The organism is Oxynema mangrovii CENA135 (genome assembly GCF_016632315.1).
Taxonomy (GTDB): Bacteria; Cyanobacteriota; Cyanobacteriia; order Cyanobacteriales; family Laspinemataceae; genus Oxynema; species Oxynema aestuarii.
The window spans coordinates 1,220,521-1,246,378 of record NZ_JAEOXH010000002.1 but is presented as its reverse complement, the minus strand read 5'-3'; the positions used below and the strand labels follow the sequence as shown (position 1 = coordinate 1,246,378).

Annotated in this window: 23 protein-coding genes; 4 read left to right on the top strand and 19 right to left on the bottom strand. The window is 51.7% G+C overall.

The genetic code is table 11. The features are described from left to right. Positions 1-30: 30 nt before the first annotated feature. The 10 genes from JJD41_RS19010 to JJD41_RS18960 form a co-directional block, all read right to left on the bottom strand. Positions 31-594, bottom strand: coding sequence for a CAP domain-containing protein (locus JJD41_RS19010; protein WP_370583883.1), 564 nt, complete (start codon positions 592-594; stop codon positions 31-33). Beyond that, entirely contained in the window at positions 591-1,844 is a 1,254-nt protein-coding gene (trpB, locus tag JJD41_RS19005; protein WP_168568121.1) for a tryptophan synthase subunit beta, read from the bottom strand. Before trpB ends, JJD41_RS19010 begins: the two co-directional genes overlap by 4 nt. A 213-nt stretch (positions 1,845-2,057) precedes the next feature. Next, positions 2,058-3,854: a translational GTPase TypA gene (gene typA, locus JJD41_RS18995; RefSeq protein ID WP_168568103.1), complete on the bottom strand. Its 1,797-nt coding sequence runs from the start codon at positions 3,852-3,854 to the stop codon at positions 2,058-2,060. A 294-nt stretch (positions 3,855-4,148) separates the two neighbouring features. Further along, positions 4,149-4,682 carry a hypothetical protein gene (locus JJD41_RS18990; protein ID WP_200669051.1) on the bottom strand — a complete coding sequence of 178 codons (534 nt, stop codon included), beginning with the start codon at positions 4,680-4,682 and terminating at the stop codon, positions 4,149-4,151. Positions 4,683-4,889: 207 nt separating this feature from the next. Continuing rightward, positions 4,890-5,396 (bottom strand): hypothetical protein, encoded by a 507-nt coding sequence (locus tag JJD41_RS18985; RefSeq protein ID WP_200669050.1) that lies wholly within the window; start codon positions 5,394-5,396, stop codon positions 4,890-4,892. Positions 5,397-5,448: 52 nt separating this feature from the next. Further along, positions 5,449-5,907 (bottom strand): lecithin retinol acyltransferase family protein, encoded by a 459-nt coding sequence (locus JJD41_RS18980; protein ID WP_200669049.1) that lies wholly within the window; start codon positions 5,905-5,907, stop codon positions 5,449-5,451. A 364-nt stretch (positions 5,908-6,271) separates the two neighbouring features. Beyond that, entirely contained in the window at positions 6,272-7,234 is a 963-nt protein-coding gene (locus tag JJD41_RS18975) for a DUF1517 domain-containing protein (RefSeq protein ID WP_168568101.1), read from the bottom strand. 291 nt (positions 7,235-7,525) lie between these two features. Continuing rightward, the gene (locus tag JJD41_RS24990) at positions 7,526-7,615 is read right to left on the bottom strand and encodes a hypothetical protein (RefSeq protein WP_370583901.1); all 90 of its coding nucleotides are present in this window, start codon (positions 7,613-7,615) and stop codon (positions 7,526-7,528) included. Between the two features lie 180 nt (positions 7,616-7,795). Then, positions 7,796-8,008 carry a sulfur carrier protein ThiS gene (gene thiS / locus JJD41_RS18965; RefSeq protein WP_200669048.1) on the bottom strand — a complete coding sequence of 71 codons (213 nt, stop codon included), beginning with the start codon at positions 8,006-8,008 and terminating at the stop codon, positions 7,796-7,798. Then, the gene (locus tag JJD41_RS18960; protein ID WP_200669047.1) at positions 7,980-9,113 is read right to left on the bottom strand and encodes a thiamine phosphate synthase; all 1,134 of its coding nucleotides are present in this window, start codon (positions 9,111-9,113) and stop codon (positions 7,980-7,982) included. Before JJD41_RS18960 ends, thiS begins: the two co-directional genes overlap by 29 nt. 1,204 nt (positions 9,114-10,317) lie before the next feature. Here JJD41_RS18960 and JJD41_RS18955 point away from each other — a divergent pair. The 3 genes from JJD41_RS18955 (at position 10,318) to nrdJ (ending at position 16,007) form a co-directional block, all read left to right on the top strand. Beyond that, positions 10,318-12,033 (top strand): DUF1565 domain-containing protein, encoded by a 1,716-nt coding sequence (locus JJD41_RS18955; RefSeq protein WP_200669046.1) that lies wholly within the window; start codon positions 10,318-10,320, stop codon positions 12,031-12,033. Positions 12,034-12,194: 161 nt separating this feature from the next. After that, entirely contained in the window at positions 12,195-14,612 is a 2,418-nt protein-coding gene (locus JJD41_RS18950; protein WP_200669045.1) for an LAGLIDADG family homing endonuclease, read from the top strand. 303 nt (positions 14,613-14,915) lie between these two features. Further along, complete coding sequence (gene nrdJ / locus JJD41_RS18945; RefSeq protein ID WP_200669265.1) at positions 14,916-16,007, top strand: ribonucleoside-triphosphate reductase, adenosylcobalamin-dependent; 1,092 nt, start codon at positions 14,916-14,918, stop codon at positions 16,005-16,007. A gap of 427 nt (positions 16,008-16,434) precedes the next feature. Here nrdJ and JJD41_RS18940 read toward each other — a convergent pair whose 3' ends face one another. The 9 genes from JJD41_RS18940 to JJD41_RS18900 all read right to left on the bottom strand — a co-directional run bounded on the left by JJD41_RS18940 (position 16,435) and on the right by JJD41_RS18900 (position 24,542). Then, positions 16,435-17,178 carry a HEAT repeat domain-containing protein gene (locus tag JJD41_RS18940; RefSeq protein ID WP_200669044.1) on the bottom strand — a complete coding sequence of 248 codons (744 nt, stop codon included), beginning with the start codon at positions 17,176-17,178 and terminating at the stop codon, positions 16,435-16,437. Between the two features lie 105 nt (positions 17,179-17,283). Beyond that, positions 17,284-17,808: a GNAT family N-acetyltransferase gene (locus JJD41_RS18935; protein ID WP_200669043.1), complete on the bottom strand. Its 525-nt coding sequence runs from the start codon at positions 17,806-17,808 to the stop codon at positions 17,284-17,286. Between the two features lie 9 nt (positions 17,809-17,817). Then, positions 17,818-18,075, bottom strand: coding sequence for a hypothetical protein (locus JJD41_RS18930; protein ID WP_200669042.1), 258 nt, complete (start codon positions 18,073-18,075; stop codon positions 17,818-17,820). Between the two features lie 207 nt (positions 18,076-18,282). After that, positions 18,283-19,203, bottom strand: coding sequence for an ornithine carbamoyltransferase (argF, locus tag JJD41_RS18925; RefSeq protein WP_200669041.1), 921 nt, complete (start codon positions 19,201-19,203; stop codon positions 18,283-18,285). A 337-nt stretch (positions 19,204-19,540) separates the two neighbouring features. Further along, the gene (locus JJD41_RS18920) at positions 19,541-21,529 is read right to left on the bottom strand and encodes an ATP-binding protein (RefSeq protein WP_200669040.1); all 1,989 of its coding nucleotides are present in this window, start codon (positions 21,527-21,529) and stop codon (positions 19,541-19,543) included. Positions 21,530-22,003: 474 nt separating this feature from the next. Next, the gene (locus JJD41_RS18915; RefSeq protein WP_200669039.1) at positions 22,004-22,501 is read right to left on the bottom strand and encodes a DnaD domain-containing protein; all 498 of its coding nucleotides are present in this window, start codon (positions 22,499-22,501) and stop codon (positions 22,004-22,006) included. Between the two features lie 162 nt (positions 22,502-22,663). Beyond that, the gene (locus tag JJD41_RS18910; RefSeq protein ID WP_234488917.1) at positions 22,664-23,167 is read right to left on the bottom strand and encodes a pentapeptide repeat-containing protein; all 504 of its coding nucleotides are present in this window, start codon (positions 23,165-23,167) and stop codon (positions 22,664-22,666) included. A gap of 693 nt (positions 23,168-23,860) precedes the next feature. After that, complete coding sequence (locus JJD41_RS18905) at positions 23,861-24,346, bottom strand: CRR6 family NdhI maturation factor (protein WP_200669038.1); 486 nt, start codon at positions 24,344-24,346, stop codon at positions 23,861-23,863. A gap of 46 nt (positions 24,347-24,392) precedes the next feature. Then, positions 24,393-24,542, bottom strand: coding sequence for a hypothetical protein (locus tag JJD41_RS18900; RefSeq protein WP_200669037.1), 150 nt, complete (start codon positions 24,540-24,542; stop codon positions 24,393-24,395). 117 nt (positions 24,543-24,659) lie between these two features. Between JJD41_RS18900 and JJD41_RS18895 the strand changes: the two genes are divergently transcribed. Continuing rightward, positions 24,660-25,223, top strand: coding sequence for a Fur family transcriptional regulator (locus tag JJD41_RS18895; protein WP_200669036.1), 564 nt, complete (start codon positions 24,660-24,662; stop codon positions 25,221-25,223). The last annotated feature ends 635 nt before the right edge of the window (positions 25,224-25,858 follow it).

Below are 25,858 nucleotides of genomic sequence, written 5' to 3'. Positions count from 1 at the left end.
GGAACTTCTCTGGAGGAAGAAACAAATTTTTTATCTTTTTTTAATAAAAATTTGGGTGAAATAATATTCTCCCTGAGTGTTTTTCGCGATTCCAACTCCCGTTAAATCAAAATCCCCGACCATGTTTTTTTGATGGCCCGGACTCTCGACCCAGCCGCGAACGGCTTGGCTGACGGGATCGCCGAAGCCCTGATTGTATGCCACATTTTCTGCGGCAGAGCGATAAGTGAGAGCGGAGCCGATCGCCTCGACTCGCCCTTCAAAGCCATCGTGACTGAACGGGACGCGACCCTCAGCCATTGCCTGACTGTGAGATCGCGCCTCCTGGGCAATGCGATCGTTCGCCTCTAACGGTGGCAAGTTCTGGGACTGACGGTATTGATTCACTTGTCGGAAAACCTCTCGTTCCATTTCGGCGAAAGACCCGGAAGCGACCGTCGGGGAACTCGTCACTTCCGCAGTCGGTGTAGGTGATGACGACTCCTCCGACTCCAGGACGACTGAAAACGTACATCCCGCCCACAGGGGGGCGATCGCCCCGATCGCCCCGAGTATGCCAAACTTGCGGACTTTTTCTAACAAAGTTAGTTTCACTCGCCCGGATTTAAAAACTTCGCTACAGTTTGCACGTCTTTATCCCCGCGTCCCGAACAGTTGAGGATCAAACGCGGCGATCCTTCCAATTGCGGACACAAAGTTTCCAGATAGGCGATCGCGTGAGACGTTTCCAGCGCCGGGATAATCCCTTCCAAACGAGACAAACGCTCGAATGCAGCCACCGCCTCGCGATCGCTGACGCTGTAATATTCCGCCCGTCCGATATCTTTGAGATAACTATGTTCCGGGCCGACCCCCGGATAATCCAAACCCGCACTGATCGAATGAGCTTCCACCACTTGCCCGTCCTCATCTTGCAGCAAGTAACTCATCGCCCCGTGCAGCACGCCCACACGCCCTTTTGTCAGCGTCGCCGCATGTTTGAGGGTACTCACCCCTTCCCCTGCCGCTTCCACACCGATCAGCCGCACTTGGGTATCTTTGACAAACTCGTGAAACAGCCCCATCGCGTTAGAACCGCCGCCGACACAGGCGAGCAGAATATCCGGCAGACCGCCCCATTTTTCCTGGCACTGTTGCCGCGTTTCCTCCCCGATAATCGCGTGGAAATCGCGCACCATCATCGGATAGGGGTGAGGTCCGGCAACGGAACCGAGGATGTAGTGGGTGGTTTCCACATTGGTTACCCAGTCGCGAATCGCTTCCGAGGTCGCATCTTTCAGGGTTCCGGTTCCGGCTTCCACCGGGCGCACTTCGGCCCCCATCAGCCGCATTCTGAACACGTTGAGCGCTTGGCGGTCCATATCGTGGACGCCCATATAAATGACGCAATCGAGTCCGAAACGGGCGCAAACCGTCGCCGTCGCCACGCCGTGCTGTCCGGCCCCGGTTTCGGCGATAATTCGCTTTTTGCCCATGCGTCTGGCGAGGAGAGCTTGGGCGAGGGCGTTGTTAATTTTGTGCGCCCCGGTATGGTTGAGGTCTTCGCGTTTGAGATAGATTTGGGGTCCACTTCCGTCGGGTCGGGCGTAGTGGGCCGTCAGTCGTTCGGCGAAATAGAGGGGGCTGGGGCGTCCTACGTAGTCGCGCAATAAGCCGTTGAGTTCGTTTTGGAAGTCGGGGTCGTTGCGATATTGCGCGTAAGCGGCTTCGAGTTCCGCCAGGGCGGGCATCAGGGTTTCGGGAACGTATTTACCTCCGAACGGGCCGAAGCGTCCGAGGTTGTCGGGTTGCGGGCGGTTGTCGTTGGAGGGGGTCGATTGAGAAGGTCTTGGAGTAGTGGTCACGGATCTGGTTGCAGTTGACGACAGGATGAATGGGTTTGGTTTTTCATTTTGACATTCTCGGGGGCGCGATCGCTATCTCCGACAATGACAGAAGAAGGATAAACCCGTACTTTCGCGATCGCACGTTGAATGAGGCGACGATTGGCGCACAAAATAAGAGCGTCCGATCGCCCGGACGCCCCTATTTCTTATTCCGCTTTCAGACAGCGACGTTTAGCGTTTCGCCAACTTCTTATTATTCGCCATCTTCCGCAAGCGAATCGATTCCGGCGTCACTTCCAGCAACTCATCCGGCCCGATATATTCTAACGCCCGTTCCAAACTCATCTCCACAGGCGCCTGCAACTGCACCAACTCATCCCCCGTCGAAGACCGGACGTTGGTCAACTGCTTGGTCTTGCAGACGTTCAAATCCAAATCCTGCGGACGGTTGTGTTCGCCGACGATCATCCCTTTATACACCTTCGTCCCCGGCGTGATGAAAAACACGCCCCGGTCTTCCGCATTTTTCAAAGCGTAGAAGGTCGCCGTTCCTTCCTCAAACGAGATAATCACCCCATTGCGGCGGGTTTCCACATCTCCGGCTAACGAACGATAATCGAGGAAACTGTGATTCATGATCCCTTCCCCGCGAGAAAGGCGCAGGAACTCACCCCGGAACCCGATCAACCCCCGCGCCGGAATCGCGAATTCGAGTTGAGTCCGACCGTTGACGCCGACGCGCATATCGAGCATTTCTCCGCGTCGCTGACCGAGACGTTCGATACAACCGCCGACGGCTTCTTCCGGGATATCGAGCACCAGACATTCGTAAGGTTCGCAGGGTTGACCGTTGATTTCTCGGTAAATCACCTGCGGTTGGGAGACTTGGAACTCGTAGCCTTCCCGACGCATGGTTTCGATCAGGATGCCCAGGTGCAGTTCGCCGCGACCGGAGACGAGGAATTTATCCGGGGTGTCTGCTTCTTCGACCCGTAAGGCGACGTTGGTTTCGAGTTCGCGCATGAGGCGATCGCGCAACTGCCGAGAGGTCACGTAACTGCCTTCCAAACCCGCAAACGGCGAATCGTTGACCCAGAAGGTCATTTGTAAGGTCGGTTCGTCTACTTTAATCAGGGGTAAGGCTTGGGGTTCTTCGGGACAAGTAATTGTCTCGCCGATATTGGCATCTCCAAATCCGGCGACGGCGACCAAGTTTCCGGCGGAGGCTTCCTCGATTTCTACCCGACTCAAGCCTTCAAACCCCATTAATTTGGAGATTTTGGCTTTGACGATGCTGCCGTCTTCTTTGACTAAAGCGGCTTGCTGTCCGGCTTTAATCGTGCCGTTGTGGATGCGTCCGATGACGATGCGTCCGAGATATTCGGAATAGTCGAGGGTGGTGACTTGCAGTTGTAGCGGTTTGGTCGCATCGCCAATCGGCGGCGGAACGTGTTCGAGGATTTCCTCAAATAGGGGTTGCATGTCCTGACCGTCTTCGTCGAGGTCTTTTTTAGCGTACCCGTCGAGACCGGAGGCGAACAGGTAAGGAAATTCGCACTGGTCGTCATCGGCGCCGAGTTCGATGAACAGGTCGAGGACTTTATCGACGGCGCCGTAGGGGTCGGCTTGCGGGCGATCGATTTTGTTGACGATCACGATCGGGCGCAAGCCTTTTTCTAAGGCTTTTTTGAGGACGAAGCGCGTTTGTGGCATCGGGCCTTCGTTGGCGTCTACAATCAGCAAACAGCCATCGACCATGCCGAGGACTCGTTCGACTTCGCCGCCAAAGTCGGCGTGTCCGGGGGTATCGACGATGTTGATTAAGGTGTCTTTATAGCGAACGGCGGTATTTTTGGAGAGGATGGTGATCCCGCGTTCGCGTTCGAGGGGGTTGGAGTCCATGACGCAATCGGGAACGTCTTCCCCTTCGCGGAAGATGCCCGATTGTTTGAGGAGGGCGTCAACGAGGGTGGTTTTGCCGTGATCGACGTGGGCGATGATAGCGACGTTGCGAATGGGAAGACTCATATTGCGTGGAGGTTAAATACCAGATGTTGATTGAGATTGGGCGTTCGTTTCAAATAACTTAATAATTTTAACGTACCCGAGGCTCATTCGCGTGTCGCCGCGATCGCTTTTTCCAATTTAGGGGAGTTGGGATACAAGGTGATGCCAGTCGAGGCGATCGTTAAACGAGATTAATACCTCAACGAGGTTCGCGGAGTTGGGATACAAAGTAATACTACCCCAGGAGATCGGCCTCCCAATCTGGAAGCCATGTCAAATGCGATCGATATCAATCATTATTCCAGTTCTCGAAAATTATACTTTGGCGGCTGTAACAATCTCTTGAACCAGCTGAATTCCTTCTTTAATTGGAATTTGTCCGGATTCGACAGCCCCAATCAATGCTTGTGCATCACTGGGAGAAATCAGATTCAAGCGCACAGGTTCTTTCAAAAAAACAATAAATGCTGTTTTATCGCTATCCTCGATTGTAGATGCTCTTTCCTTAGCTTCAATCTCTTGCAGTTGTTCCTTAAGCTGTTTAAGGAGTTCCGAACGTTTTCCTTGACTGAAATTCCCATCAAACAATAGCTTTTTAGCCCCCACTATCGCAGCAGCACCTAATACAGCACCTCCTACAACCATTCCTACAGGCGGTGCAAAAGTAACTAACCCAAACAGAATGGAAGTGCCTCCAAATGTGGCAACAGCGGCTCCGGCGCCAGCAGCCCCAACAACTCCAATTCCAATATCTCCTAAGATATTTAATTTGTCGTTAGGGTTTTCTTCTAAATTTTCTATTGCTTTTAAAATTTGAGATTTACTTGGCTGTTTTGTTTGCGAAAGCATGTCAACTCCTCAATTTACAATATCTATATTTTGGGTATTCTTAGATGATTTTAAATAGATCAAACGAGAATATTTTTTATTTTGCAGCGATCGACAATAAATTAATAAAAGCATCGATATAAATTCATGATTTTTGTAATGCGATCGATTAATTCTTACAAAATCATCTAAGAGTAAGTAAAATAATCGATCGCAGATAGACAATCGTCAAGCGGTAACGACTTCTTTAAAAATCAAGTTCAATACATCAGCTAGAAAATCAAAAAAATGTTTGGCGATCGCCATGACATCATCTCCCAACCCTTGAGTATTGAGATCTAAGTGATAGCCAACCACCCCACCTGTTATTGTAATAGCAATTCCTAAACATGCTGCTAGTGGGGATAATAGTTGACCCAACAATGGAATACTCGTAATCAAACTAAAGATAGCCAACCCAACCGTTCCAGCAATACCCAAACCTGCCACTAAAAAGGGATTGTCTTTGACGAATTCGAGAATTTTTATGACGATAATTTTACCAATAGAAAAAATTTTGCTACCGACTTTCTTGGTTACAGTCATTAATTCATGCAATCTGAGTGAAGCCTCTGTCGGTAGACCCAGATCGTTTAGCCAAACATATAAATCTTTACTGGAGATCGAATCTGCTTCTACTTGCCAAAGCGCCATTTTTAAGTTGGCTTGCGCTGGGGATAATTTTTGTTGTGCCATGTTGCACCTCGAAGAAATTAAGAGTTATTCGGAATCATCTTTACTCAATAAATTAAGTGGCAACAGCAGCACCGATCGCTACGACAGGAGGCGCCGCTACACCAAGGGCGATCTCCCTTCCCCCACCAATCGCACTCGCAACAACGCCACCGCCCATCACACGGAGGACACTGTCGCCAATATTTCTAAAAGCCTTGTTAACTGCTTTGCTCTTGTATTGAGCTGTCTCGAAGCAGGTGGCGAAATGTTCGCAGTTCTTAATAAAAACACAATATTTATCTTCACCTAATGGATTCGTGGCTCGCACCATTTCGATTTCTGTAGAATCGCATCTATCGTATTTGTTGTTGTTAATTTTGAGATGGCCATTGAACATTGTTCGAGCAATACGCCGGACTGTACCGCTCGCCTCCTGCGTCTCCTGGTACTCGATCAGTGTTGCGTTAGCACAGTCAATTCCGTGACGATCGTATGAGCCACGCCAAAGGTAAATTCGATCGACTTTGGACATTTGGTGTCTTCTGTTGTTATTCAACAGAAATAATATTTTCTATTCTAGAGGAGAAAAATATCGAACGTCAAGACAAAAACAAAGTTAATTCATCCGTGTATTTACTGATTGTTTAATTCAATGAAACTCACGTTTTTCACTAACCGTCCAGCTTATTCCTGTTGCTGTTCGTTGGGACTGGGGTAAGCCAAGCTAGGGAGAGCAAATTTTGCCTTACTACCCGTGAGTCCTTGATTTTCTCCTAACTCTTGGGTGCTGTTTTCTAGATTTGAGGCTATATTCCCCAATTCAACAGTGAAATACAATCCCCTTCGATCGCCCGAGGGGCATTCCAGCCGGAACGCCCCCCGAAGCTCCCATGTAGTTAAACCAAACTCAAATTAGGATAAACCGCCATCACGTCATCGGAAGTGAGAGTATCCCCTTTCGCTTGCGGCGCCCACAGCACCTCAAATGCCAGCAGTTGCTCGCTCGAAATTCCACCGATTTGACGCAACGCTTGGCGCAAGTCGTCGCTGCCTTGAATTTTCGGCAGGGACAGATCGCCGAGAGTACCGACAATCAAGGTGACGACGATATACTCTCCCGGACCGTCCATCAAGTTATTTTCTGCGAGTTCGCCCTTCTGACGATTTGCCAGACTGGAACTTTGAGTATCGCGCCGTTGGTTGTTGACGTTCGAGAGCGTTTCTTCCTGGACTTTCGATCGCTCCGCCAGGGCTAATTGGTTAAATTTAGCTTCCGCCGCATTCAAGCGAGTTTTGTCCGAGGTAGAAGCGCCGTAAACCCAATATTCCGGATGGCGCAAGAGGGCGAGGGTCGCTTCTTGCAGGACTTGGGCCCGTCCGCGATCGCTCGACGTGTCCGCCGTGGCGGCGAGGTTGTCGAGTTCTTCTTGCAACTCGCGCGCTTCGGCGAGCAATCCGACTTGGACTTCGGCGACGGAAACGGTGGGATTGGTATTGTTTTCGACTTCGCGTTCCTCACCGATTTGACGGAAACTGCGGACGAGGAAATTGGCGATCGCGATAAAAATCAAAATCGTAAACAGTCCGCCGAACCCGCCGCCAAAACCGAAGAACGGCAGCAAGAAGGGGAAGCCAAAGCCACCACCGGGATAATAGCCGCCACCACCGGGACGTTGGTAAGTGCGAGTCGGCGGTGAAAAGCTGCGACCGGGCGCTCTGAACGAACCGCCCCCGATGCGACCGCCCGTCCGTGCGGCTAGGGCGCCGTCCACTTGGCTGAAGACGAGGACGATCGCCAGAAACACGACGGCGAGGGTTTTGAAAAAGGGTTTGATTGACGAACGGAATTTTCTATACATACAAAACAAATGAGTTGATTGGCGAGAGATTGACAGGCTGCGAGCGGCGATCGCCCGAGCATCTGCGCGAGCGTTTGCGCTCCTTCTTTTAATGTATCGCTTTCTCAAGCCACTCTCCCCCGACGGCGATCGCCCGTCGAGTTGGGATAGCCGTACTTCCGCTCTCTAAAACTTACTCAAACTTAATCATTTGATGTTTAGTTCCTAGCTTGGATCTTCCGAGACCTTTCCATCACGCTTGCTTACACGGCTGAACTCTCCGCATTTTCTAGATTAATTGCCGCATTTAAGTCACGATAAGAGTGAGACGTGACAGTCCGGACAGTCATACTGTCTTCGGTCCAGGGGCATTTTTTGTTGGTGTCCGCAGTTGGAACAGATCTGCGAACTGGGCCACGATTTTTGCGGCTTTGGCGATTCTAAACTTACTTAAATTCTCATTAATAGGATCAAAAATGAGTAAGTTTAAGAAACTTTAGGGAGAAAGTTAAACTCTGTTTTTACCCCTCAAAAATAGGGGTAAAAATGGGCGATCGCCCCCAGGTCAAAAGCTAACCCCCGTCAACCGCCCCCGACAATCGTGACCACTTCCAGGCGATCGCCCCCTCGGATTTCCGTCGTCGTCCAAAACTGACGGTGGAGGATTTCGCCGTTGTACTCCAACGCCACCAAGCGGGGATTGAACCCGAGATGTTCGAGGAATTGCGGCACCTTCAAACCTGCCGGACAGGTGTGGCTTTCACCATTAAGTTGCAAGGTAATTGGATCGGGCATGGGATTGAGAATGTCGTTGTTGGTAAGCACGCAGAGTATCGATGCGATTGAGTTGGGATAAGAAATACTGAGTGACCAAAGTCGGCTGTTCCGCATTGCAGATCGCCCGTACCACCGCCACCCGTTCCGCTCCCCCGGAAATCACTTCATTGAGATTGCTCATATCAATTCCGCCAATCGCAAACCACGGAATTGGTGAATTTTCCGCCGCGTAGTGGACGTAATCGAGACCCGCCGGGGTTTTTCCGGCTTTCGTCGGCGTTTGATAGACCGGACCGACGCCGATATAGTCCGCCCCTTCGAGTAAAGCGCGCTGTAGTTCCTCGGAATTAGTCGTCGATCGCCCGATAATGCGATGGGGGCCGAGCAGTTCGCGCGCCAGCGCCAGGGGAACGTCTTGCTGTCCCAAATGTACGCCGTCCGCTTCCACCGCCAGGGCCAGATCGACGCGATCGTTAATAATAAACAACGCCTTGTAATCGTGGCAGAGTCGGCAGAGCTTTTGAGCCATCCGCAGGCGATCGCAATCGTTCGAGTCCTTATCCCGATACTGCACCAAGGTCAATCCCCCTTGCAGCGCCGCCTCGACAATCGCATAAATATTCTCCGACGGCGAAGTCACCAAATACAACCGCGCTTGTTTTAACAACTGCTGCCGTTCGTAGGCGAGCAAAGCACTTTCGAGTTGGTAGACCCGATAGCGCATTTGCTTGAACGATGCCCCCATTTGACGGTTGTAGATCTTGCCGTACTCTTCCAAAACCCTGAGCGCTTCTTCGATGCGGCAGAAATTCGCCGTCAGAACATCGGCGAGATTGTCGCGCTCCTCTTCCTGTTCGTGGGTTAAGCTGGTACCGGGATCCCCGGACGTATTGCGAGCCGAGCGTAACTCCGGACTGTGCCAACTGCCCAATTCTTGGCGCAGTTGCTTGCATTCTGATGCCAGAGATTGGCTCTCTAAGCCAAAACGGCACCATTCCTCAATAATTCTCAGACCTTCGCGAGCGCGGTCTAAATTGGCATCTAAAATGCGGCGAACGGCGGGCTGGGCTTTCAGCGAAACCAGCGCCGATTGTTTTTCGAGACCACTATCTTTGTCACTCATTCCAAATTCTGTAAGCTCGATACTCCCGCCTTTCAATCTTAAGTAAACTACCCCTCATCATTGCTACGCAATAGATGAGGGGCTTTAGGTAGCCCTCAAGACAACATCGTGCAAAGAGTAAGACATCATCTCGGAGCCTCTAGGCGAGTTGCGGCAAGCACCGCATCAAGTTTTTCAACCCGTTGCGGCAACACGTCCAACTTGCAAGAGACTGTGAGAACTTGGGGCATTGCTAAAAAGTGCAGTTTTCCAGGTCTGATTATAGCAGATTGGCAGCTTTCAGGGCGTCGTAGACGCGAAGCGGCTTCTGCTAGAGTCCCCCTCAATCTGCCGTGCATTCCTCCCTCGCTTCAATCACAGATTAGAAGCGGATTAGAAGCGGGGAATCCTGCGCTTGTTGTTGAATTGTGGTTGAGGATTTTTAGATTTTTTTTGAGAGTTCGCATTCGATCGCGATTCTCTATCCATATCCATCGGTTTTCAAGCTGTGGGTGGATTCGAGATCGCTCGTCGTCCGACCCGGGCGATCGCCATCCAGGAATCACGGATTGTGGCTGAGGAGAGCATCGACCAACAAAAGTATAGGCTCTCTTGAGAAAGATTCTATGCAAGCTACAACAATTGGTTTTAACATCGCAAATCGAGGGAAAACGTATAGAATTATATCAGTTAGAAAAGAGTTTTACCAGTTGGCAAGAAACGGACGGACTGCGCTCAAAGCCATCAATTTTCTAGAACATTGGGGATCTAAAAATTCTTTGGACGGTTGAAAACAATCCCCTCCAAATCGGCGAAACTTCTTCCGGTTTGTGGAATGGCGAACCTGAAAACCCAGGAACGACGGTAAACAAAACCGCTCAAATTCTTCACCCAGGGGGAATTGACCGATCGCGTCTCCCGAACCAACCTCAACCTTGACAAGATCGGCGATCGCTTCTCTCTCAACCCATAGAAAAGACTAGAAAATGTTCGACCTCAATCGTAAAATTCCTTGTAAAAACCATCTAAAAAAGATATTCAACAGACCGATCCGCTTTCCCCAAACCAGTTCGTAGAAGGATCCTCCGGCATCGAATCTACCGCGATCGCCTGCTCTTCCCCTGAAATCCCAACTCGGGGAGGCGATCGGGGAGTTTCCGTAGGGAGTAGCCAACCACTAAAATTGGAAATCGAATAGCGCCTAAAGCCCCAAGGAGCCAAGGTCATGTATTCCACATCCACCCCCCATCAGCCCCGTCATTCCCAAAGCGCGATCGCGAAGCGTCTGCACGGGAGAATCGCCACCCTGGTCATTCTGAGTGCGGCTTTCGCCAGCAGTCTTTATACCCCGGCGACCCTCGCCGAACCCAGTGCGCCACCCCTGGCTCAAAACGATCGAACCAAGCAAAACACAGAGACTCAGAGAATCTTTGTCAGCGTAACCAACGGCAATGACAGCACCGGAAACGGGAGCGAGAGTCAACCGTTTAAAACGATTACGCGCGCCTTGCGGGTGGCGAAAACCAATAGCGCGATCGTCCTCGCGCCGGGAACCTACAGCGCCGAGACGGGCGAAAGTTTTCCCCTAATGCTCAAACCGGGAATGACCTTACAAGGCAATCCCGACAATCGAGGTCGCGGGATCGTCATTCGCGGGGGCGGGGATTTTCTCAGCCCGAGTTTCGCGCGCCAGGATGCGACGATTTTAGCGGGGGATGGGTCAACGCTGACGGGGGTAACGGTCACCAATCCCAACCGCCGGGGATATGGGGTGTGGATCGAATCGACGGCGCCGACGGTGACCCGCAATACGTTTACAGAAAGTACCCACGATGGGATTTCCGTCGTGGGAAACGGGCGGGGGAAGATTGAAGACAATCATTTTATCCGCAATGGGGCGAATGGAATTACGATCTACGGAAGCGCCAGACCGGAGATTCGAGATAATTTATTTGAAAGAACCGGATTTGGGATTAACGTCGCTCAAAAATCGGCTCCGATTTTAATTGGCAATCGCTTGGTGTGGAATCGGGATGGCATCTTGGTACAGGGGGAAGCGCGACCGATTTTACGAAATAACGAACTCGAACGCAACCAGCAAAGTGGGGTGGTGACGATTTCCAATGCCCTGCCGGATTTAGGAACTGCCGAAGAACCGGGGGGCAACGTGTTTCGCAATAACGGGCAGTACGATATTAATGCGGAAGCTTCAAAACAGATTATTCCCGCCTTTGGCAATCAATTGGCGAGCGATCGCACCGTCGGACGCTTAGATTTACGCGGTGTCGTCGATCCGAATCCTCAGACCGTCGCCAGCAATCCTCAGCGCCGCCTACCGCCCTTAAATCGCGGCAGTGCGAACACGGTGAAGCCCGCAACTCGTCCGTTTCCGTCGCCGACCACAACGAATACCCCCGCACCAGAGCCGGAACCGACCCGAGAGATCCCGGTTCCCCGTCCCGGTGCGCCGATCGAGATTCCGGTTCCGCCGCCGGAGGGGCGATCGCCAAGCGTTTCCAGAGGAGAATCGCCCGCACCTACCGGACAGACCGCTTCGACCTCTAACCCGCGCATTGGCAACCAACCGGGCGATACCTTACCCGTTCTGTTGCCCGTCCCCGATCCGAATGCCCCCTTGGGTAATGGAGGGGGTGGGGTGCCCCAAGTCGTAGTTTCCCAAAATCCCCAGGGTTCCGGCAGCCCGCCGCCGCCGCCCGATCGCGCCGCCGCCTTGGGATTGCGTTACCGCGTGATCGTCGATACGACCAGCGATCGCGACCACGCCCGCATCCGACGGATCGTTTCCGATGCCTTCCGTACCCGGATTAACGGTCGTTTGGTCATGCAAGTGGGGGCTTTCGCCACCCAAGATAAAGTCGATGAAATGCTCTCGTTATTGAAGAAAAACGGCTTTACAGGCACCGTATTGCCGATTGATTGACACTCGCGATCGCCCGATCCGGGGCATCGATCGCAGCAACCCGTCAACTCGGCAGCTTACCCTACCCATAGTGCAATTCGTGCGTTTTGACAAGCTTTGATCGCTACATCTGTTCTGAGTTAAGATGCAGCATCTATCGATCTATCCGGACATGATGACCTATGGTTCGAGAACTGGAACGAACACGCCACAATAGCGATTTTCCAGAAAACGCCCCTACCGCTAACCCGGTATTTTTCAGAACGTACAGCCGCCGTCGCCAAGATGGCACCCGCGAAACCTGGCAGCAGGTCTGCGATCGCACGATCGCCGGACTGGGGAAACTCGGCAAGCTTTCCGAGAGTGAACTGGGCCTTTTACATCGGATGCAGGGTCAGTTAAAATCGCTCTCTTCCGGTCGGTGGCTTTGGGTAGGCGGCACTGAGTGGATCGAACAGCCACAAAATTTCTCCGGAGCTTATAATTGCTCCTCGACCAATATTTCTGACTGGCGCGCCTTCGGCTTGCTCATGGATCTCGCGATGATGGGTTGTGGTACGGGCGCCGTCCTCGAACCGCGCTATATCGAGCAGTTGCCGCCGATTCGCAACCATCTCAACGTCAGAACTGTGGGAATGGTGGGCACGACCCCGAAAGAAAACCGCCGCGAAGAAACGGAAGTCCTCGTAGACGGATCCCGCGTCACGATCGCCGTCGGCGACTCGCGCCAAGGCTGGGTGAAGTCCTACCAAAGTTTACTCGAACTTGCCAGCGACGATCGCTTTGACGGACAAATCGACATCGACGTCGATCTCAATGACATTCGTCCCGCCGGAGAAATCCTCAAAGGCTTTGGGGGCGTGGCAAATCCTGTGAAGTTGCCGCAATTGTACCAACGCTGTGCGGCCATTTTGAATAAAGCCGTAGGACGGAAATTGAACTCCGTGGAATGCTGCTTACTCATCGATGAAGCGGCTACTACGATCGTGGCCGGGAACATCAGACGCTGTATTGCTTACGGGGAAAGAGTTTCAGCGATTTCAGGAATGAAGCCCATCCAAGATATTGCCATCGGCGAACTGGTGCTGACTTCTTCTGGACAGTACAAGCCTGTTACGAATAAATTCGTACAAGGCGTACAAAATGTCGTCGAGATTCGAACTCGCGAAACGGCAATCCGTTGTACGGCTAACCATCGCGTTGCCGTTTACAATGGCTTGCAATCCTATACTTGGAAGTATGCAGGCGAACTACAACCGGGCGATCGCCTGATTTCTGTCCCTCACCGGAAAGGAATGCCCTGCTCGACCACTGACTATGCTTGGCTGGTAGGCTTCTTTATCGGTGACGGCCATGCAGATATCGCTTCCTTAAAACGCCGCAATGGTGGTGGAGGATCTGTTACTTTTGCCTTTTCTCGCGAGCGATTGAACGGCCCCCTGGGGCAAAAATGCCTTCGCATTCTCAAAAGCCTGGGTTATACCCCTGCAATTAGTTTTCGCGAGAACCATGCCTATATCAAAGTTCACCGCAAAGACTTAGCCGACGAACTCATTCAGTACAAACAGCCTTGGGAAACTCCCATTATTCCTGAGTTTGTTTGGCTAGGTACTGAAGACATTCGCGGTGCGTTTCTAGCGGGTTTAGCGGATGCTGATGCCGGGCCGTCGCGGAATGTTTTGTTACACTCCAACAAAATCGAGTTTCTGCGGCAAGTGCAACGTTTGTCCTTGTCTTTAGGCATTGCGACAACGTTACACGAACGCAGCCCAAAAACGCTTAAAGGCTGCGATACAGTTTACGAAGACTGTCACTGGCTAAAAATTCGCGGCATTCAGTCTCAAGTCAATGCAGTCGCTCTCGTAAATCCGCACATGGGCCGCGAGGGATTCCGTATTTGCGGACAGAAGAAAAACGGTTTGAGTTTGCCCCATCAATTCATTGAAGAAGCCATGACTGCGGGTTGGCGAGCCAAAACCGTTAACAACACTAAGAGCATTATCAACCCGAGCAAAAAGGGCGGATCGATGCGCGATGCCAATTGGGATACCCTGCTTGCTGAAGGGGTAGTTCATCCTCATTGGCTGCCTTTAGAGGTGCAATTAGTTGTACCCGCCGGACAAGCTGAAACCTTCGATATTGAAGTGGAAAGCGATCGCGAATTTATTGCCAGTGGCTTGCTCGTTCACAACTCTGCCGGAATGCGTCAGTTCGATAGCAACGATGAATTGGCGGCGGTCGCCAAAGAAAATCTCTGGCAACAAACTCCCGAGGGCAACTGGCGGATCGATCCCGAACGCGACGCCCTGCGCATGGCCAATCACACCCGGGTCTTTCATCGCAAACCCTCTCGGGAAGAATGTATCGACGCCGTTCGCAAGCAGTATTATTCCGGGGAAGGGGCGATTCAATGGGCTCCAGAGGCGATCGCCCGTGCCAATTGCGACTTACTCGCCGAGGACACCCTCAAACGCGACTTTATTGCCGCCTACAGTGAAGGCAACGGCGCCGACTGGTTCTACAATGCCTTTCCTAACCTGGACGAACCCGAACGCCAACATCGTCTCGCCCGTTTCGGACTCAACCCGTGTGGTAAGTAATTTTGCCTCACGTTAAACACCGGGGAAAATCGGTGAACCCTGAGAAGGGAATACCGAGGTAAGCAGATGGGTTAAAACCCTTTGCCACCGTAGAGCGCAGGAGGTGACCCTCTACCGTTTCTCTTTTAAAAAGTCACGGTCTTTAGAGAATATAACCCTCCCACGAGTCTCCGGCAGCGTATAGCCTTTGGCATGTCGTGCGTGTAGCGACTCCAGAGAAGTAACGACGCTGAAAATGTGCGCCGAGCTTACTCGAAATCAAGAGTAAGAACTAAAAGATAAAAAGCTTTTAGGGTAACAAAACTGGAAATTATCGGCTGTAACTTCCATTGCAATCTAAGTGAGATCCACCTCAACCAAATCGACCCCCAAGACCACAAAACCCAAGACGATGCCTTCCGGGCCGGGGCGCTCTCCGTCGCGGTACTGCTCAACCACGAGTTTGTAGAACCGCGTTATCGTTACAGTCGCCAACTCGATCCGATTGTCGGCGTCTCGTTTACCGGACTGTTCGATTTCTTCGTCCACGCTTTCGGCGCCGAATGGTTGCATTGGTGGGAACGAGGGCGCCCGGATACCCCCGCCGGACAGGAGTTCAAACGGCAAGAGCGCGAGTATTTATCGCGTTGGAATCAAGTCGTGCATGAAACAGTCTGGGATTACTGCGATCGCCACAGCCTTAAGCGCCCCAATCGTTGCACCACCGTCCAGCCTTCGGGGACGAAGTCTTTACTCACTGGCGCCTCTCCCGGCTGGCACCCTCCGAAAGCCCAACGGTTCATCCGTCGGATCACCTTCCGCAAGTACGACCCCGTGGCGATGGCTTGTATCGATTACGGCTACAACGTGGTACCGTCCCAATCTGATAAAGACGAAAATGACAACTTATTAGACAATCCCTTCGACGAACGGTGTAGCGAGTGGCTGGTCGAGCTTCCCGTCGAGGTTTCCTGGGCAAATTTACCGGGAACCGATGGCATTGACGTGTCTAAATTCTCGGCGCTGGCGCAGTTCGACTTTTACATGCAAGTGCAGCGTTACTGGACCACCCACAACACCTCGGCAACCATCGAGTTAACCAACGACGAAGTAGAAGCCCTCGGAGAGCGGATTTACGAAGCGATTCGCGACGATGAAGGTTATATTTCGGCGGCGCTGCTGGCTCGTTTTGAGGACTTACAAACTTTCCCTCGCTTGCCTTTTGAACCGATTTCTAAGGAGGTTTACGAGCAACTCAACCAAGATGTTGTCAAACGTCGCAAGGTTGAGGATTTCCATCAAGCCATGAGCTTGTACGATTCCGGTTATTCTGAAGAATCGGGTCCGGCAGGCTGCGACTCGGATAAATGTTTGTTTTCCGATCCGAAGGATGTAAAAGAGTCGGGCAATAATTAACAATTGGCTAGGGATTAGCTATAGCATTCCTAAATCAGTTGGATCTAAGATCGACTAGGGAAAGTCGCCAAATCCCTGTAGGGACACGACAATGCCGTGTCCCTAGACTCCATGAATTTTACAACAAGATTGAGGATGGCTATCGTACATCTAAGACATAGAATCGGCGATCTGGCCGACTGCCATTTAGTTGACATGGGCGCTCGATAGAGTGCTCTTTTTTTTAGTTGATGAGAGATCTTATAGGATTTTTCCAAACCCTCGATGGCGATGGATCGCCTGTAAGGAAACGGCAGTGCCGTGTGCCTACCCTCGATCTCTCTCATGATTTTTGAAAAACGGTATTAAAATCTAAAATAAAAAATCTAAAATAAAAAATCACCCGACCCATCGGATCGGGTTCGAGCCTAGAAAAGTGGGGTTGAATTTATAACAACCCTTCAAATTCTAAATCTTCAATGATTTGTAAACCACGCGGATCGCCGACGCGCAATAAAGAAGATTTTGCGTCTTCGCGGACGCCCATATCTTCGTCATTTTCTAATGCTTCGATCAGCGAATCGATCGCCCCGGCGTAAACGACATTGGACGGGAGTTCGCGGCAGAGTTGTCCGAGAGCCCAAGCGCAATTACTCCGCACTGCAGGCACCGGATCTTTCAGTAATGCCTCGATTAAGGAGGGTACGGCAGCGACGACGATATCGTAACCGACGGTCGCGAGTTGTCCGAGGGAACTGGCAGCCCACAGGCGCACGGCGGCGATGTCGGTTTTGAGGGCGTCGATCAGGGGGGCTAAGGAACGGCGATCGTGACAGTTCCCCAAGGCCCAGACTAACCCTTTGCGGACGTAACCGTTCCACTCCCGACCGAGTTGTGCGATCGCGGGTTCGACGACCTCGGGACTGGCGTTGCGTCCCAAGGCATAAGCCGCACTGACCCGCACTAAAGGGCAAGCATCTTGCAGCAGACGGATGAGCGGGGGGATGGCTCTGGCGTCTTGGAGTTCGCAAAATGCCCGCGCGGCGATCGTGCGCTGTTGGGGATTGGACGATTCCAATAGGGGAAGCATTTCCTCTGGATCGGGTTTGGGAGCTTCGGTTTCCTCCCACCGATCTAGGGGACTTTCAAATTCATCCTCTGTATTGAGTGCGCTTAGGTCATCATCATGCATAACAGTCACTTTACCCTACTGGGGGGGGATCTGGGCAAGTTCTCTCGACGGGACAATGGGGGGTGGAGGAGGGCGGCAACCGGGCTGGCGATCGCCCCGAGAGGGTCAATCCGTGGGGTCGGCGGTGGATACTTCGGAGCGATCGAGGGGTTTGAGCATCCATAAGGATTGGGATCGATATCCCAATTTGCGGTAGAGGTTCAAGGCGGGGGGATTGTCGATAAAAACTTGCAAGCCGATTTGGCGATCGCCGCGCTGGCGAGCCCAATGTTCCGCATGGCGGATTAAGGCGGAACCGATACCGCGTTGGCGGTGCGTCTCGACGACGTAAACCAAGAAAATATGGGCGTAACGATCGCCCGTCACCTGATCGAGGGCATTCCCCAACCACAACCCCGCCACGATCGCGCGATCGGGGCGATCGCCCTCCCTGGAGCGGTCTCGGGGGGTTTCGACCCACCACACCGGAGTTTGCGGCGACCAATATTGTTCCACGGTTTGGCGCAGGTGGGACAAGTCGCGATCGCCGAACAGTTCCCGATAACTACTTTTCAGGAAGTGAAGCAGTTGGGGGCGATCGTAGCGTCCTCCCTCTCTTAACCAATAGCCTTGAGGTAATTGTTGGCTCACGCCTCTGGCTTAATTGACACTCCACTCCATCCCAGAAGGCTCTTCCGGTAGCCCTTTGACCAAAGCGGACAGCGAAGGGGGCAAGTCCGCCAGGGAATCCGATGGCGAAACGGACGATTGTCGCTCGTCGGGGACCACCTCTTCTTCAATCGGTGCGGGCGCCATCATGTCTGCAGGTAAAAAGATGCGGGCGCTCACCGCCAACAGCGCTACCAAAAACACCAACACGATTAACAAAGGGGCAATGTATTCGCGGAAAATCGCCATAGGTCTAGAGATTCGATCGGGCTACGACAACACAGCTATTGATATCCGAGAAAGGAGCGGCGATCGCCAGTCAACGGCAAAACCATTAACCCGCTTCGCCCTCAAAACTTCTCAACATCCTCAAGATTTGTAAAGCTCTCTTTAACTCTATCTCAGAATCGCCTCGGCGCGATCCCCTTGTCTGCAAATGCGATCGACCCGGCGCCCTCAAACCGCCCCTAAAACACTGGCTAATAACGCTTTCTGAGCGTGCATCCGATTTTCCGCCTGATCCCATACCCGCGACTGCGATCCCTCGATGGCCCCGTCGGTAATCTCCTCGCCGCGATGAGCGGGCAAACAGTGCAGCACGATCGCCTCGTCCTCCGCATGACTCAACAGCGCTTCACTGACCTGATAGGGCATAAAAATCGGGATCCGACTGTCCGCCTGATCTTCCTGACCCATACTCGCCCAGACGTCGGTGTACAGCACCTGGGAACCCTCGACCGCCGCCACCGCATCCCGAGTCACCACTACCTCGCTGTTTCCTTGCGCCAAGGCTTCGGCTTGGGCCACAATGGCGAGATCGGGTAAATAATTGTCCGGCGTCGCCACCCGAATGTTCACCCCAGTCATCGCACACGCCAACAGGAGCGAATGGGCGACATTATTGCCATCGCCGAGATAGGTCAAGGTCACCCCTTCGAGTTTGCCGAAGGTTTCTCGAATCGTCAGTAAATCCGCCAACGCCTGACACGGGTGTTCGAGATCCGTCAGGGCGTTAATCACCGGAATCTTGGCATAATCCGCATATCCGCGCAAGGTCTCTTGAGCGAATGTCCGGATCGCCAGCACGTCGAGATAACGATCCAATACCCGCGCCGTATCCGGTAGTGGTTCCCCCCGACTCACCTGAGTCACGTTCGGGTTGAGATCGATGACCTGACCGCCGAGTTGGTAAATCGCGACCGAAAAACTCACCCGCGTCCGAGTCGAAGCTTTATCGAACAGCAACCCCAGCACCTTTTCGCAACGAGGAGCGATCGTGCCATCTTTCATCTGCGCCGCCAGATCGAGCAAGCTGTGGAGTTCGGCTCGCGACAGATCGGCTACGCTCAAAAAATCCCGTCCTTGTAAAGGGTTCATGTGGCTCCTCACAACTGCCCCAAATGTACGCGCGATTACATCAAAACAGTAGCAGATTCTGAAGGCTCAACAAACGCCGTCCTCAACCCTGTTGAGAATCTTTGACAATTGCACGCGATCGCGAAGCGCCACAGGGCCGCGAGTCCACGGTCTGCATCCAGTCTCGCCGAAGGGAAATAGACCGTGCAGGCGATCGCCATCCACAATCTAAGAGACTGTTTATAAAGAAAATATAAAAAATCTAGTAGCGGTTGGGTCACCAAACCCCTACAGGACACTCCTCTCAAACAGGGCTGTTCATGTTTATTTTATAAACAGTTTCTCAAATCTAAAATCCCTAAACCCAGCCGCGCACTTCCGAATCCGTCAGGGTTTTTTCCATTTTCACGTATTCACTTTGCGCCGCTTTGAGAATGTGCTTCATGGCGATCGCCTCCCCGGCATCCGCCGCTAAAAAGGCCGCATTTAAAGCAATATTGCGGATATTTCCCCCAGCCACACTCAGTTTTCCCAATTTTTTAAAATCTAATTCGTTCGTCGGTGTTTGAGCTGGAAAAATACGCTGCCAAATTTCACTGCGCGCCTGGGCGTCCGGGAAAGGAAAGGGAATCGCAAAGCGAATCCGCCGCAAGAAAGCTTGGTCGATCGCATTTTTTAAATTCGTCGTTAAAATCGCCAAACCGCGATAAGCTTCCATCCGTTGTAATAAGTAACTGACTTCCACATTGGCGTGGCGATCGTGGCTGTCTTTAACATCCGTTCGTTTGCCAAATAAGGCATCGGCTTCGTCGAATAACAAAACCGCGCCTCCTGTTTCCGCAGCATCGAAAATTCGCCGTAAATTTTTCTCGGTTTCGCCGATGTATTTGCTGACGACCGCACTTAAATCGATCCGATAGAGGTCTAAGTTGAATTCTCGGGCTAAAACTTCAGCCGCCATCGTTTTTCCGGTTCCACTTTGACCGGAAAATAGGGCGCTAATTCCCAACCCGCGCGCACTTTTGGCAGCAAATCCCCAGGTTTCGTAAACCGTCGCCCGTTGTTTGACGTGGGCGGCAATATCGGCCAAAACTGCTTTTTCTTTTTCCGGTAAAATCAAATCGTCCCAAGTGGCGTTACAGTCGATACGTTGGGCGAGGTCGTCGAGGTGGGGACGGGCTTGCAAGCGGCAGAAGTCCCACAGTTGCTCGACCAGGCGATCGCGGGGATGGTGAGTTTCGAGTTGTAATGAGGCGGTGTGAATGATGGCGGGGTTGAGGTTAAATTGACTGACGAGGCGATCGAGGCGACCGTTGAGTTCGACGCCGACTTGGGTGAGTTGTTGCTGCCAAACGGCGAGCTGTTCTTGGTGGGAGAGCTTGGGAACGTCGAAGCTGACGAGAGAAACAGGGGCGCCATGCAGGCGATCGCCCGTCAGGAGAATTAAGGGAGTTTGGGTATCTTCAATCAGTTGAAACAGGTTCTGGGTTTGGGGGAGACCCCCGGAAACGAGGCGATCGCCATCGACTAATAAGAGGCTTTGATTCAAAACGACTTCCCGTTCCCAACGGCGCATCAACTGGCTTAATTCCTGGATGTTGTCCGGTAAACGGGCTACGGCGATCGCCTTGAGGGGGCATTGCATGGCACGCGCGGCAGCACGGGCGATCGCCCATTTTTCCACGGGCGAAGTGCCGCACAGTTGCACCACGGGAACGACACCGGATCCCGTCGGCGCACTCAATACGGCGGTCACTCGTTCCGCAATTTGGCGGTGGGACGGTTGTAGGGAGCTGATTTCGCTCTCGATGGGGTCGAACCCTCGCACGATTCCCGCGAGGCGATCGTCTTGATAGGGTTCTCCCATCAAATAGTGCAGAATACTCTCGTCTATTTGTAAGGGGCATAAGGTCACAACTTGAGCGCTTCCCAGTTGCAACAGTTGCCACCGTCGCAAGGGACCTTGGGGAGTAAAGGCGCTCCAATGCGGCTCTGGAAAGACTTCCCAGGCTAAGGTAAAGGTGGGATACGGCATTTGCGGCGAGCCGTGGGCGTTCGCGCACAAGCCCCGAAAACTCGGAAACAATCCCATCGCCACGCAGGCGATCACAATTTGGCGCTCGAAGGCGGACAGTCCAAATTTTTGACAGAGGGTTTCCAACCGTGGCGGCGGGTTCATTTCCCGCCCTAAGTTCTCGTATAAACTGTTATCGAGAGGGGGAAGATCGACACTTAAATTCTGTTTGCGGGCGACATATTGTTCTAAGAGGCGATGAATATGCGCCGCTACAGCGATTGTATATTGGGAGTTGGCGCGTTCCCACGTCGCGATCGATGCACGATTCATGGCTAAAAATTTATAAATTTTACAAAAAATTTTACAAATCTTACTAAAATGCTGCGGGCAAAAGCTATTGGGAAAGGAAATCGCTCGTTAAATTTTAAAACAATTCAATTGTAAGGCGAGATCGTGGCGATCGCCCCTCTCAAACAGGCGCCATTCCCAACCGATGCAGAAATATTACCCTAAAGCGGGTGGATGTTCGCATTCCAGCAAGGCGAATCGATTCTCACTCTATTGAAGGCGATCGCCCCCGTAGCGCAACCGGGCAACTGTCAAATTTTTGGCGTCTTCAGAAAGTAGAAGTTGAACCCAATTTGAGAATCGGGTTCAACTTTTATCTATTTATTATTCTACTGTATTGAGAATAACTATAGATTCGTTATTGTATTTTTGCTCAAAGAATATTATAAAATACAAAAAAGGTGGCAATATTACCACCTTTTCCGTCATTTTCTGATATTTTCTGATGAATTGTATTTATTGCTTTCCGAAAAACAAGCGAATAATAATTCTAATTTCTTCGCGAATCGCTTCGATATCCGATTGAGAATCCATTAGAATCCGATAAAGCGTTTCTTGCTCTTTGTTATTGAGTAAGGCATCGAGTAACGGTGGTTTTTTCAAATCTTTGCGTTTTTTCTCCAACCGCTCGATCGCTTCTTCCTTCGTCAAAATTCCCAAATCGATCGAGTCGTCGAGAACTTTTTTAATTTGGTTCAAGTCCCGTTCGATCGAGGCTTCTTTCTCGACGTGAGCCCATTGAACGACAATAGCAATCAGATCTTCTGGTTTAGACAGTCCGAGTTCGTCACACAAATCGTGTAACTTTTCACCGAGCCAATCGCTATCTTTTTCGAGACCTTGAGTTGAGAGTAAGGTGGTTTGGTCGATTTGGAGTTCTTCACCCGATTGTAAGTCGGACGGGTTGGATTGAGGCGTCGGGGAGGCGGGTAAGGATGCAGAAGGGGTAATCATAGCAAATTATTGCGAGCGATCGCGCCTTGGCTAATTTGGCGTTATATGTGTTTTTCGAGCTTCTTTCCGCCGTTCCGGAAGCCTCAAAAACAAATCGACGACCGAAGCTAAACGAGCGATCGTCGAATCATTGAGTTTCTCTCCTTCTCTCCTTCAGTTGATTTACCGTCTCAATCCGATCGCGCCTTCTAAATTTGCTCCCAATAAATTTACTTCGTCGAGATCGGCATCGGTGAGGTTGGCTCTGCGTAAATCGGCGCCATACAGATTGGCTTGACTCAAATCTGCCGAATCTAAATTCGCCTCGATTAAATTGCTACCCAAGAGATTCGCCGTACTCAAATTGGTCGTACTCAAATTAGCGCGACTGAGATCGGCCATTTGGAAATTTGCCCCAGTGGTATCGGCTCCCCTCATATTGGCGGTACTTAAATTTGACCGACTGAAATCGGCGCCAATCAAATTGGCATCGGTCAAATCTGCCCCCCTCAAATCAATCCCACTTAAATCGGCCCCGTTGAGGTTGCAACGCTGACACGCTTTAGTTTGGATTAATTTTTCAACATCGGCTGAACTGGGTTCGGCCCAGGCTGATGTCACTAAGGTTAGGGGAGCCAGCAAACTGAGAGTTGGAATCGCGTAGATTTTCATGGCAACTCCTGCCATTGCAATTAAGATCTAGTCTGAAGACGATGTATCGGAGTTCCCTCAACGATCGCCCGATCGAACAATTTACATCTAACTCGGTCAGGATCGCCACTTTCAAGTTAGGGATCGCGATGTACCGTCATATTTTTGACGTAATGAAAGTTTTTTCAATCAGGCTAACTGGGTGTTTTGGAAAGCTTCGATCTTCCCTAAATAATTATACTGGAATCTTTGTCAACGGACGAGTTTGCAAAAATGAGGGATTTTTAGTATTAAACGTTACAGTTTCGTTACCGTTTACGGCGCTCGATCCTCGATCGAGGGCGATCTCGACTTCTCAAGCTGGACTCGGGATGGTTAGCTGTAGGAAAAACAGCGAATTGGCAACAAAAATGAGAGCCTTTCAAGAATCGTTGTTTTTTGTTGAAAAATGCAATTTTTTCGATCGAATTTTGATAATTTTTTATCAAAAATAAAGACTTCTCCGAGGGATCCTGGAAGCGATCTCCCCACGCATTCGAGAGATCTCGGGAGAGGGCTACCGATGGGAATGGTTGAAGTCGGAGAACGTGGGGATTGACCCCCCAACCCAGATTTTGAGATATAATTGCATGGTAATTCCCTAGAGAATGCGCGGCACGAAGAGATCGCCCGACTCGGGCGATCGCAGAGGGTTCGAGTCGCTAGGAGTTCCGAGATCTCGTCCTCGGCTCAAGGGCGAAGCGCGATCGCGTCAAAGAAACTCTCATCGAGTTCGTAGCCGAGCATTTGCGCCAGACCCATTAACTTAGACTGGCCCGAAATGCCTCTATGTTGCAGCCAAATGGCGATCGAGAAAATCTTATGCATCAAGAAAATCTCCAACGCTTGGGGATTGTACTGAATCCCCTCCGTGCGGTGGAACTCGTGAGGAACCAACATCGCCGTATAGCGGGCCAGTTCGCCACCGCGCCAGTCGAGGACGATCGGCAACCAGGGATAGAGAGCATCGAGACGGATAAACCAGAGTCGAACCTCGGGAATTTCCGATAGTTCGCGGGGGTCTTCCGGTTCGCGGGGATAGTCGATCTCAAAGCGCAATTCTTGTTCGAGGTGCGGTGCTTTCCCCTCCCCCAAGATCTGTTCGATCTTCGTTTGGGCCGCAGAGACATCCAGTTTGTGTATGGCTTGAGCAGAGACAGAGATAGTAATGGCCATTGACAAGACAAATAATACAAATGAGAAAACAAAAAGAATCGACGCCCTAGAACCCGAAATCGGCGACGGCGATCGCGGCAGCCGTCTGGCAAAGTGAAATTTTAGCGTCAATTCCCACTCCCTGCCTAGGACGGCGACCCCCGCACAGTCCACGAAGGCGATCGCCGAACCCCAATCCTCTCCAGATTTTGGGCATCGGGGGGCGATCGCACGCGCAACCGAGGAACCTACGATAAAATGAAGCACTAAAGTCTCAAGCAAGCGCGCTTTTCCTTGCATCGGATAATGGAAATAAAGCTATGAAAAATTGATTATGAAAAAAGAGACCACGAGCGCGAAACCGATCCGTTCCTTAGACGACGCCCTGCATCGGTGTCAGTCCCTGGGAATGCGATTGAGTCGCCAACGAAGATATATCCTAGAACTGCTCTGGCAAGCACAAGAACATCTCTGTGCCAGAGAGATTTACGATCGCCTGAATCAAGCGGGCAAAGCCATCGGCCATACCTCCGTCTACCAAAACCTCGAAGCCTTATCCAGCCAAGGAATTATCGAATGCATCGAGCGATCGGACGGTCGCCTGTACGGCAATATCAGCGATTCTCACAGCCACGTCAACTGTCTGCAGAGCAATCGACTGTTAGACGTTTATGTCGAACTGCCTCCAGAGATTATCGAGCGCGTCGAACGAGAAACCGGGGTTCGCATTGTTGACTATCGGATTAACTTCTACGGTTACTCGGTAGAAGACGGCCAAACCAAGAGTCAACAAGGGATCCACCCCCCCGACGAACGTACCTGGATCGGCGACGATCCGGCGGCTGACCCTGGGGAGCGCCCGGGAGCTGATGTCAACGCCAATGGTGCTTCCGTGTAAGCAGCGATTGTCATTGGCTCTTGATGGGGTAGGTTCGCCTTTTCCTCATGCGATCGACTTTTTCGCTTCTCCTCACGCCCAAACCAAACCGCGCGATCGCCCATGGGAAGGGTTCCTCAACCCTCGACGGTCAACGAAAGGGATCGACGGGACTCCCCCTCGGACGATCCCGCGCTTCCCGTAGGAAGCGAAGTGCTTTAGACTCAAGGCATTCCCATCGCCTTTGGTGCTGCGATCGAGTCATTTCAGAACCCCTGGGCGACCCGTACCCACCCAGACTCGCCAGCCACTGCCAAGGGCGATCGACGCCAACGGATCTGGGGAATGAGAGTTCCTCAGAAATGACCGTAAATTCCCTTGAAGCGCTTGAAGAATTCACTGTCAGGCAATAACGACTGATTACTCCGGCAATGTTGGCGATCGAGGAACGACGATTGACATGCCCATTACAATTGCCTGCAAGGACAAGATGAGATGCGATCGCCCCTTCCAAACGGGTCGAGTCGAGGCACTCCCCCTTCAGATAGGCTCCCAAGGAGTCGGGAGAGTCACTCAAAATGGAATAGCCTTATAGTCAAAACAGGTTTTAAATCGGTGTTGGCCAGTATTTTATTTTTAGATCGATTGAACTCGCC